General features: G+C 56.7%; 9 protein-coding genes and 2 pseudogenes. 8 read left to right on the top strand and 3 right to left on the bottom strand.

Translation table 11 applies throughout. The features are described from left to right. The 6 genes and pseudogenes from AACS18_RS00375 to hisIE all read left to right on the top strand — a co-directional run. Window positions 1–156, top strand: a pseudogene (locus tag AACS18_RS00375) (histidinol-phosphate transaminase); the annotation flags it as partial. Window positions 157–171: 15 nt separating this feature from the next. Continuing rightward, window positions 172–1,281: a bifunctional histidinol-phosphatase/imidazoleglycerol-phosphate dehydratase HisB gene (gene hisB / locus AACS18_RS00370; RefSeq protein ID WP_108613430.1), complete on the top strand. Its 1,110-nt coding sequence runs from the start codon at window positions 172–174 to the stop codon at window positions 1,279–1,281. Further along, on the top strand, window positions 1,281–1,922 hold the full coding sequence (gene hisH / locus AACS18_RS00365) for an imidazole glycerol phosphate synthase subunit HisH (RefSeq protein WP_108613429.1): 642 nt from the start codon (window positions 1,281–1,283) through the stop codon (window positions 1,920–1,922). Before hisB ends, hisH begins: the two co-directional genes overlap by 1 nt. A 5-nt stretch (window positions 1,923–1,927) precedes the next feature. After that, window positions 1,928–2,689 carry a 1-(5-phosphoribosyl)-5-[(5-phosphoribosylamino)methylideneamino]imidazole-4-carboxamide isomerase gene (hisA, locus tag AACS18_RS00360; RefSeq protein ID WP_108613428.1) on the top strand — a complete coding sequence of 254 codons (762 nt, stop codon included), beginning with the start codon at window positions 1,928–1,930 and terminating at the stop codon, window positions 2,687–2,689. Next, window positions 2,689–3,462, top strand: coding sequence for an imidazole glycerol phosphate synthase subunit HisF (gene hisF, locus AACS18_RS00355; RefSeq protein WP_108613427.1), 774 nt, complete (start codon window positions 2,689–2,691; stop codon window positions 3,460–3,462). Before hisA ends, hisF begins: the two co-directional genes overlap by 1 nt. Beyond that, on the top strand, window positions 3,455–4,090 hold the full coding sequence (gene hisIE / locus AACS18_RS00350; protein ID WP_108613426.1) for a bifunctional phosphoribosyl-AMP cyclohydrolase/phosphoribosyl-ATP diphosphatase HisIE: 636 nt from the start codon (window positions 3,455–3,457) through the stop codon (window positions 4,088–4,090). Before hisF ends, hisIE begins: the two co-directional genes overlap by 8 nt. 300 nt (window positions 4,091–4,390) lie before the next feature. On the opposite strand, the gene AACS18_RS00345 is transcribed toward hisIE, so the two are convergent. After that, window positions 4,391–5,656 (bottom strand): KAP family P-loop NTPase fold protein, encoded by a 1,266-nt coding sequence (locus AACS18_RS00345; RefSeq protein WP_108613425.1) that lies wholly within the window; start codon window positions 5,654–5,656, stop codon window positions 4,391–4,393. Between the two features lie 352 nt (window positions 5,657–6,008). Between AACS18_RS00345 and AACS18_RS00340 the strand changes: the two genes are divergently transcribed. Continuing rightward, entirely contained in the window at window positions 6,009–7,298 is a 1,290-nt protein-coding gene (locus tag AACS18_RS00340) for a sensor domain-containing diguanylate cyclase (protein ID WP_108613424.1), read from the top strand. A 98-nt stretch (window positions 7,299–7,396) separates the two neighbouring features. Here the strand turns inward: AACS18_RS00340 and AACS18_RS00335 are convergent. Together AACS18_RS00335 and AACS18_RS00330 are read right to left on the bottom strand one after the other, a co-directional pair. After that, window positions 7,397–9,018 (bottom strand): annotated as a pseudogene (locus AACS18_RS00335) (acyl-CoA synthetase). A 242-nt stretch (window positions 9,019–9,260) separates the two neighbouring features. After that, window positions 9,261–9,449 carry a hypothetical protein gene (locus AACS18_RS00330; protein ID WP_108571474.1) on the bottom strand — a complete coding sequence of 63 codons (189 nt, stop codon included), beginning with the start codon at window positions 9,447–9,449 and terminating at the stop codon, window positions 9,261–9,263. Between the two features lie 482 nt (window positions 9,450–9,931). Here AACS18_RS00330 and AACS18_RS00325 point away from each other — a divergent pair, with 482 nt between their 5' ends. After that, entirely contained in the window at window positions 9,932–10,471 is a 540-nt protein-coding gene (locus tag AACS18_RS00325; RefSeq protein WP_108613423.1) for a glycine zipper 2TM domain-containing protein, read from the top strand. Window positions 10,472–10,493 lie beyond the last annotated feature (22 nt).

Raw genomic sequence — 10,493 nt, 5'->3', positions numbered from 1 at the left:
GCCGTCTTTGCTGCCATGAAGGCCGCCGGCATCATACTGCGAGATTTCTCGACCAAACCCGGCCTTGATAACAGCATTCGCGTCACCATCGGCTATCAGGGCGAGATGGATGCCGTGCTGGCGATACTGCGTGATCTGCCCTCTCCCTCTCTTTAAAACAAGGATGTAGCGATGAAGACCCCGTTTTTGTTTATCGACCGCGACGGCACCCTGATTGAAGAGCCGGTGACCGACAAGCAGGTGGATAGCCTCGCCAAGCTGCGCTTCGAGCCCATGGTCATTCCGGTGCTGCGCGAGTTGCAGGCCGCCGGTTACGTGCTGGTGATGGTGACCAATCAGGATGGACTGGACACCGCCAGCCTGCCGCTGGAGAACTTCCAGCCACCCCACGACCTGATGATGCACCTGTTTGAATCGCAAGGGGTGAAGTGGGAACAGGTGCTGATCTGCCCCCACTTTCCCACCGACGGCTGCAGCTGCCGCAAGCCCCACCTCGGGCTGGTAAAGGAGTACCTCGCCTCCGGTCGCATCGACTTTGCCAACTCCTTCGTGATTGGCGATCGCCAGACCGATCTGCAGCTTGCCGAGAATATGGGCATTGGCGGTATTCGCTACCACCCGCAGGATCAGGACTGGCTCGCCATCCGTGATCAGCTGTTGTCCAAGGGGCGCGTAGCCTCGGTTGAGCGTAACACCAAAGAGACCCGCATCCAGGTGGCAGTGGATTTAGACAAGTGCGGCGGCAACCAGATCGCCACCGGTATCGGCTTCTTTAATCACATGCTGGATCAAATTGCCACCCACGCTGGTTTCCAGCTCAAGCTGAACGTCAGCGGCGATCTGCATATCGACGATCACCACACAGTGGAAGACGTCGGACTGGCGCTGGGTCAGGCGCTGCGTCAGGCCCTTGGCAACAAGCGCGGGATCGGTCGCTTCGGCTTCGTACTGGCGATGGACGAGGTGCAGGCGGTGATCGATGCGCGCCCGCTGACCGAGCAGGAGGTGAGTACCTCGCTGGATCTCAGCGGTCGCCCCTACTTCGTGTTTGACTGCCCGAGCGGCTTTGGCCGTGACAAGGTGGGTGAGATGGCCACCGAGATGGTGCCCCACTTCTTCCGCTCCCTCTCCGATGCCATGGCCATCACATTGCAGATGAAGGTGGGCAACGGCAACACCCACCATCAGGTGGAGGCGCTGTTCAAAGGCTTTGGCCGCGCCCTGCGTCAGGCCATTCGGGTGGAAGGGAGCGAACTTCCCTCCAGCAAGGGAGTGCTGTGATGAATGTGAGCAAGCAGAAGCTGGTCATTATCGACACCGGCTGTGCCAATCTGGCCTCGGTCAGGATGGCGTTCGAGCGCCTCGGCGTGCAGCCGCGGGTCTCCCGTGAGGCTGCCGATATCGAGCAGGCGGACAAGCTGATCCTGCCCGGTGTCGGCACCGCAGTAGCCGCCATGAAAAACCTCAACGAGCGCGGGCTGGTGCCCCTTATTCGCGCCGCCAAGCAGCCGCTGCTGGGCTTTTGCCTCGGCATGCAGATGCTGGCTGAGGCCTCCGAAGAGAGCATGGGTACGGATGACTCGTCAGAGCAGCTTATCGACTGCCTTGGCATAGTGCCGGGCAAGATCCGGCTGATGGAGGTCGGTAATCTGCGGCTGCCCCATATGGGCTGGAACCAGATTGAGCATGACGAGACCCATCCTCTGCTCAAGGGGATCCCGAGCGGCAGCTACTTCTACTTCGTGCACTCCTATGCGCTGGAGGTAACCGAAGCGACGCTGGCAACCTGCGACTACGGCCAGCCGTTTACCGCCATCGTCGGTGGGGTTGCAGCGCACAGCAACTTCTTCGGCGCCCAATTCCACCCGGAGCGCTCAGGCGCAGCCGGTGCCCGTTTGCTGCAAAATTTTCTGGAGCTATGACTAGCATGATCATTCCCGCAATTGACCTTATCAACGGTCAGGTAGTTCGCCTTTATCAGGGGGACTACGAGCAGAAGACCGAATACAGCAGCAGCCCGCAGGCCCGCTTCAACGAATATGTCTCCCAGGGGGCGGTGCAGCTCCATCTGGTGGATCTGGACGGTGCCAAGGATGCCAAGGCGCGCCAGCTGCCCCTGCTGACCCAACTGCTGTCGGCCACCGAAGCACCGGTGCAGGTCGGTGGCGGCGTGCGCACCGAACAGGATGTGGCGGATCTGCTGGCCGCCGGTGCCAGCCGGGTGGTGATTGGCTCCACCGCCGTCAAATCCCCGGATCTGGTGGCGAGCTGGATGGAGAAATACGGCCCCGAGCAGATCGTGCTGGCGCTGGACGTCAATATCGATGAGCAGGGCAATCGCCATATCGCGGTGGCAGGCTGGCAGGAGAACAGCGGGGTGACCATCGAAGCGCTGATCGAACGCTTCCTTCCCGCCGGGCTCAAGCATGTGCTCTGCACCGATATCAGCCGTGACGGCACCCTGGCTGGCACCAACGTCGAGCTCTATCGGGATCTCTGCACCCGCTACCCGAGCGTCGCTTTTCAGGCTTCCGGTGGCATTGGCGGCATCGCGGATATCGAGGCGCTCAAGGGCTCCGGCGTCAAGGGGATCATCCTTGGCCGCGCCCTGCTGGAGGGCAAGTTCTCGGTAGGTGACGCCATCGCCTGCTGGCAAGCCCCCGCTGCCGATACCAGAGGAGGCAACTGATGCTGGCAAGACGCATTATCCCATGCCTCGACGTGAAAGATGGCGTGGTGGTCAAAGGGGTACAGTTTCGCAACCACGAGGTGATGGGCGGCATAGTCGACCTAGCGCGCCGCTACGCTGAGGAAGGGGCAGACGAGCTGGTGTTCTATGACATCACCGCCTCCAGCGATGCCCGGGTGGTGGACAAGAGCTGGGTGAGCCGGGTGGCGGAGGTGATCGATATCCCCTTCTGCGTTGCCGGTGGCATCAAAAGTGTGGAAGATGCCCGCCAGATCCTTGAATTTGGCGCAGACAAGGTCTCCATCAACTCCCCTGCCCTTGCCGATCCGCCCCTCATCAGTCGACTGGCCGAGCGCTTTGGCGTGCAGTGCGTGGTGGTGGGCATTGACTCCTACTTCGACGCCGACACGGGTCACTATCAGGTCAAACAGTTTACCGGTGACGAGAGCCGCACCCGTACCACCGCCTGGCACACCCTCGACTGGGTGCAGGAGGTACAGAAACGCGGCGCGGGTGAAATCGTGCTGAACGTGATGAATCAGGACGGCATGCGTCAGGGTTATGATCTCGAGCAGCTCAAGCTGGTGCGCAGCGTCTGCAAGGTGCCGCTGATCGCCTCCGGCGGCGCCGGTGCCATGGCGCACTTTCGCGATGCCTTTACCCTCGCCGATGTGGACGGGGCACTGGCCGCTTCTGTGTTCCACAAGGGCATTATCCCCATTCCCGAATTGAAACGCTGGCTGAAAACCGAAGGAGTCGCCATCCGTGAATAATCAAGAGATTGCAAACCAGATACCGCTCGTGGAGCGGCTCGACTGGGAAAAGTGTGATGGCATGATCCCCGCCATCGTTCAGCACGCCGCCAGCGGCGAGGTGCTGATGCAGGGCTTTATGACCCGCGAGGCACTGGAAAAGACCCAGAGCACAGGTCAGGTCACCTTCTTTAGCCGCAGCAAACAGCGGCTCTGGACCAAGGGTGAAAGCTCGGGCCATGTGCTCCAGCTCGTGGCCATCAGCACCGACTGCGATCAGGACTCTCTGCTGATTGCCGCCAACCCCGTCGGTCCCACCTGCCACCAGGGGACAATCTCCTGCTTTAACGGCCACCCGCTGCCACCGCTCGGTTTTCTGGCAGAGCTGGAGCAGGTGCTGGCCGCCCGCAAAGGGGCCGATCCGGCCACCAGCTACACCGCCAGCCTCTACGGCAAAGGCACCAAACGCATCGCCCAGAAGGTAGGTGAGGAAGGTGTTGAAGTGGCGCTGGCTGCCATGGCCAAGGATCGGGAGGAGCTCATCAACGAATCCGCCGATCTGCTCTACCACCTGACCGTGCTGCTGCAAAACGAGGGACTGGGATTACAGGATGTGGTACAGCGGCTTTATGAGCGGCATAATAAATAAACTGAGAGTGAAGCCGGGATTTCCCGGCTTTATTTAGTCAAGATGCACGGCCAGCTCAACCAAATTTTTATATAGAGAAAGATCACACTCTAATGAAGAGAGTTCCTTCTTGGCTAAAATAGAATTTTCTTGCATATTCAGAGATCCATTCGCAACAAACTTCTCAACAATCTCTTTTAATTCACGATCATTTCCATGTCTATATGAATTACTCAACATAAACTGATACGAGTAACATATTATTTCACCAAGGGAGACCTTGTAAAAAGTATCCTCAAATGGATTCGCTATATCACTCTTTCATTGTGTACGAGATACAACGCTTCCAATTTCAGTGTTAGCTCTGATAAAAAGATCCATAGCCACATCTTTTTTAAGACTAATTTTATACGCAAGAGTTTTTTCATTGAGTTTATCTTGAGCGTGTGACAGAGCACCGTCAGAAACACCAGAGTATAATTGATAGTCTTTTTCATGTAATCCGAAGAGATACATAAGAAAAACTAGGTTAACTTTTCTTCTTCTTGGTTTTCGCATAACAAAAAGCAAACGATCTATGATTTGTTCTGTTTGCCTTAAACTTAGTTCCAAGCTATCACTAACCGCAGTAATTACCTCAAGTAAGACTCGCGGATTAATCAATTCAGGCCACACCATGTTTGAACCATCTGGTAATGCCCTTACCTCTAATATATTCGAGATAAATTCACGCCTAGACTTTCTATTTAGTGTGAATCTTCTCTGAAAAAAACGCCCAAGATAATTTTGGGCATCAAATCCTTCGCCATATATTACCTTTATGGCATGCTGTAACTGCTCGGTATCCGTGGCCAACACAAACACTACACCAGGAATATCGAATATATGTTTGATAGTCTCCAGCATCTCTACTGCATAAGAAGGGCGACAGCGATCCAGTTCATCAATAAAAATAAAGGCGGGATAATCCAAGCGACCTTGACCATCCAATTGGTCTAAGTTTGCTGAAACCGCCGCTTCAACCCATTGCCGAATCTCATTTTTAAGGTATTGAATAGATTCATAACGCTCTTTGTGATTGCTACAAAGCGTATCAACCAGCTTATCTGCATCTTCGCCTTCCACAGAAAAATCACTATCTTCCCATCCAGCTTTTTTAATGGCTGACTTGAGCACCAATTTTCCGCCCACCTTGAGCAACCCCAATAGCTTGGACTTGATGCCATCAGGTATTGCAACCTTATTTCCTGTTACATCTCTCAACTGATCAATAATCGACGAAATCACCGTCAACAAGGGATCATCGGAAAAGTCCTGTTGCCAGGCATCGATATAGACGGTGGGATAGTGCGCTTTCAGCTCCATATACCAGCGCTTGATAAACCAGGTTTTCCCCGCCCCCCATTCGGCATTGAGGTTGAGCACATAGTTGCGCTGCTTGCCTTCGGCGGCGAGGTAGTTGGTGAGAAATTCGGCATAGCGGGCGCGATCCAGCCGATCACCGGCCAACTCTTCCACCATACCGTCAATGGCCCCCGGCCCGTCCCACTGAATTTTTGCATCCCATTTAAACGGTGCCACTGCCATCTCGAACCTCCCCATGTTACGTTGCAGGGATGATATCAGGGGCACCGTGAAAATAGTTTGATTAAAGACCTGTTTGTTGCCCTTTCTGCCGCTCAGGTTGGCGTATTTGACTGCCGGTTAATTTCTCTCTGCTGGCCCACGAAGCCGGGCCGATATGGGTGGGACGGTTATCTGAATAGCCACGGACTCAGTTGATTTCCTTTGACCACACCAACGATGACAATCGTGTGACATCGCGCAGATCCTGCGGAAATAAACGCGAAATATGGCCTGTTCAGTGCTTAATTTAAACAGTTGGTACATATATTCGCGCGGTATACAACGACTCCATTGACCAAGGATGGTTAACCCCATGAAGGATGAACCCTTCTCCATTCGATTGCAGCATGAGCTGGATCACCTCAAAGCCATCTTTAACGAGACTGACGCCTACCTTTTTACCAAAGATTTGGCGGGCCGTTACACCTATGCCAATCAGGCGGTGCTGGATCTCTTTGGCTGTACCCTCGCCGAGTTGCAGGGGCAGGATGATCGTGCCTTTTTTGATCTCGAGTTCTCTGATGCCGTTAAGCGCAATGATCAACTGGTGCTGGAGCAGCAACTCGCCCTCGCTCAGGAGGAGATCAACTACCTCAAAACCACCGGAGAAAAGCGCTTCTACTGGACAGTCAAAAAGCCCATGTATGACCGGGATGGCAACCTGATCGGCCTGTGCGGCATCTCAACCGATATCACCGAACACAAGCTGATCGAGGCCCGTCTGGCGGAGCAGCACCAGTTGCTGGAGATCATCCTCGCCAATGTGGATGCCCATATCTATATGAAGGACAGCCAGCACCGCTTTCTCTACGTCAACCAAAAGGTCGCCGATATGCTGGGTCTTCCTGCCGAGCAGATCATCAATCGACGCGATGATGAGGTGATCCCCGCGGCCAGCGCCTGCCAACTGTGGCGGCTGGACAACCGGGTATTCGAAACAGGAGAACTGCAAGCCGGCGAAGAGACGCTGACCGATATCGAGGGCAATCAGCACTACTACTGGTCGGTCAAGGTGCCCTTTCTGCTGGGGGATGGTACCCCGACCCTGATCGGTATCTCCTCCGATATCACCGAACTACACCAGCTCAAGGAGCAGTTGCACCAGCAGTCGGTGCGCGATGGCCTCACCGGCCTCTACAACCGCCGTTTCTTTTTCGAGATGTGCGAGAAGAACCTGAGCATGAACATGCGCCACCACCTCACCTCGGTGCTGATGGTGCTCGATGTGGATCAGTTCAAGTGCATCAACGATCGCTATGGCCACCCATTGGGTGACAGGGCGCTGGTTCATCTGGGCAAGGTGATGCAATCGGTGCTGCGCAGCGAAGATGTGCTGGCTCGTATCGGTGGCGACGAGTTCGCCATTTTACTGCCCAACACCACCCTCTCGGCCGCCGCATCACTGGCCGAACGGCTGCGCCTGCAGGTGATGCAAAACCCGCTCTCCCTGCCCGATGGGGATGAGCTGGTCATCACCATCAGTGCCGGACTGGTGGAAAATGGCGAGGGGGAGTTGATGGAGAGCCTCTACGCCCGCGCCGATCAGATGCTCTATCAGGCCAAACAGACCGGCCGTAACTGCGTCGCATGCAAGGCGCGATAGCTGGCTGGCCAGTCAGGCACTCCCACCTCCCTTTTTGCACTTATCCCGATCGCTTATCCATCCTATTGCAAGCTGCGCTCACTCACGCGCATGGGCCTCTATCCCAACTGCTTGCGCAATACAAACTTTTGCACCTTGCCGGTCGAGGTCTTGGGCAGCGGGGTGAAAATGATGCGCTTGGGCGCCTTGAAGTGAGCCATCTGCTCCCGGCAAAAAGCGATAAGCTCCGCCTGAGTTGTCTCTCGCCCCTCCTTCAATTTAACGAAGGCGCAGGGCACTTCCCCCCACTTCTCATCGGGCATGGCGATCACCGCAGCTTCGTCCACATCGGGATGGCGATAGAGCACATCTCCACCTCCAGACTGGATATGTTCTCCCCGCCGGAGATGATGATGTCCTTGGACCTGTCCTTGATCTCCACATAGCCATCCGGGTGCCACACCGCCAGATCGCCGCTCCGAAACCACCCCTCCGCCATCGCCTCGGCGCTGGCCGACGGATTTTTCAGATACCCCTTCATCACTACATTGCCGCGCAGCACTATCTCCCCCATGGTTTTGCCATCTTTGGCCACCGGCTCACCACTGACCGGATGGACCACCCGCATCTCCCCCTGCAGGGGTGATGCGACGCCCTGGCGTGCCTTGAGGCGGGAGAGCGCCGTGGCGTCCTGTCCTTGCCAGCTTCTTTGCGGTTCGCACAACACGCAGGGGCCATAGGTTTCGGTGAGGCCGTAAACGTGGGTCACGTTTATCCCCATCGCCTCCATCCCGGCGATCACGGTGGCGGGCGGCGCCGCCCCGGCGGTCATCACCTTGATGGGGTGATCCAGCCCCTGCTTGAGCGCCGGATCGGCATTGTTGAGCATATTGAGCACGATGGGCGCTGCGCAGAAGTGGCTCACCTTGTGCTCATGCAACGCCTCATAAATGGCGGCCGCCTGCACATGACGCAGGCAGATACTCACCCCGGCGGTGGCTGCCAGCGTCCAGGGGAAGCACCAGCCGTTGCAGTGAAACATCGGCAAGGTCCAGAGATAGACGGGGTGTTTGGGTAGCTCCCAGGAGAGCACATTGTTGATGGCGTTGAGGTGGGCACCACGATGGTGATAGACCACCCCCTTGGGATTGCCGGTAGTGCCGGAGGTATAGTTAAGGGAGATGGCCTGCCACTCATCTTGCGGCAGCCAGCCGGGGTCATCGCCACTCCCTTGCGCAAGGAACTGTTCATAGTTGAGGTCACTGATAAGCGCCCCCTCCCGGTAGAGGGGATCGTCGATGGCGATGACCAGCGGTTGGCTCTCCAGCAGATCCAATGCCTTGCGCACCACAGGGCCAAACTCCCTGTCCACCAGCACCACCTTGCTCTGGGCATGCTGGAAGATAAAGGCCATCGACTCAGCATCAAGCCGGGTATTGATGGTATTGAGCACGGCGCCGCTCATCGGCACCCCGAAGTGCGCTTCAAATATCGCCGGGATATTGGGCGCAACGATGGAGACGGTATCCCCCTCCCCGATACCGCGAAGCCGCAGGGCCTAGGCAAACTGGCGACAACGGCGGGCGGTCTCGCCCCAGCTCTGGCGCAGCGGACCGTGGATCAGCGCCGGATAGTCGGGGTAGACCCGCTCCGCCCGTCCCAGAAAGCTGATGGGGGTCAGGGCCTCGAAATTGGCTGCGGTTTTGGCAAGGTCGCGCTCATAGATGTTCTGCTCTGTCATCGGATTCCTTCCTCACAGGTGGCACAAAACGGGCTGTTCCGGGATCATTCCGGGCTCAACAAGCGACATGGGCATCCTGCCCGTCGCAGGTCTCTTATGGGGATGACAGCCTAACAGTGAGCCTGTGGCGGCAGGTATTAGCAAAACGTCTTAGAGAGGGCGTCAACGAGGCGGCGAAGAACGAGACAGTGCAGAGAAGCCTCTCACCATGAGTGAAAGGCTCTCTTGATTTGGGATAGAGCTCAGTGGCGGATCCGCCCCTGTTGGCGGAAGCAGTAGAGTTTGAGACTGATGTCGGCCAGCTCAGCAGGCAACTCTTCACCCTGCTCGGAAAGTGGCTGATAGAGAGAGGCGAGCAGGCGCTCCGCTTGCTGCACCGTGATGATGTTGGCCTGAATGGCCGGAGTGATCCACCTGGGTAACATTGACATATCTCCCCCTCATTGCTCCGGTTCGGAGGTGGTCTCCTGTCTGGCTCGACCCCTTGGCGCCTAACACCCCACTCTCCCTACCCCAATCCAAGCAAAAGGCTTGCCGTATTCTCTTATCGGCACAAAGACAATCTGGCTGCAGTGTTTTATCAATGAGTTGGCGGCAGCATCCTGGGAATTACGCACTGCACTTGACCTCGCGGGCGGAAGCAGTTTGCCACTTGCCAGATAACCGTCATTTTTTCATTGCAAAATGCGACTCATAATGGGCCGTTCACCCCCTCACTTCCTTTTCATTATCACCAAAATGGTCATTTTTACGGCGTTGTCGCCAAAGTCAGACACTTTTTCGTGGTGGCTGTTTTTTGACCTTGTCACCGGCTGTCGCACCCTCGTCCCTCTCGCCTTGTCCGCTGCAGCGGCTATGACAAGATGGCGCCAGATTGGAACAGCTCGAATGGATATTGCAGGAGAACAACAAAATGAACAGATCCATGATGGCAGGTATCGGTATTGGCGTCGCATCCGCACTGGCGCTGTCGGCGGCGGCCAGTGGCTCTCTCTTTACACCGACCCCCACCTTTGCCGAGGTGATTGCCAGCAAGCCGGTCACCGAGACCATCCAGACCCCGCGTCAGGAGTGTCGCAACGTCACGCTCACCCACCGCAAACCGGTACAGGATGAGAACAAGATCCTCGGCACCGTGGTTGGCGCCGCGCTGGGTGGTGTGCTCGGCCACCAGTTTGGCGGTGGCAGCGGCAAGAAGGTAGCGACAGCCGCCGGAGCGGTTGCAGGTGGCTACGCCGGCAATCAGGTGCAGGGCAATATGCAGGCGGGCGACACCTATACCACTACCGAGCAGCGCTACAAGACGGTGCAGGATAGCAGTAGCCGCACCATCGGCTATGACGTGACCTACCGACTCGCCGGCCAGGAGGGGGTGATCCGGATGAAACAGGCTCCCGGCCCCACCATTCCGGTCAAGGATGGCAAACTGGTGATCGAGCCGCAAAAAGGGTAATCACCCCGGTGAAAGACAAAGA

The organism is Aeromonas sp. HMWF015 (assembly GCF_963878965.1).
GTDB lineage: Bacteria > Pseudomonadota > Gammaproteobacteria > Enterobacterales > Aeromonadaceae > Aeromonas > Aeromonas veronii.
This window is presented reverse-complemented; position numbering and strand designations above follow the sequence as displayed.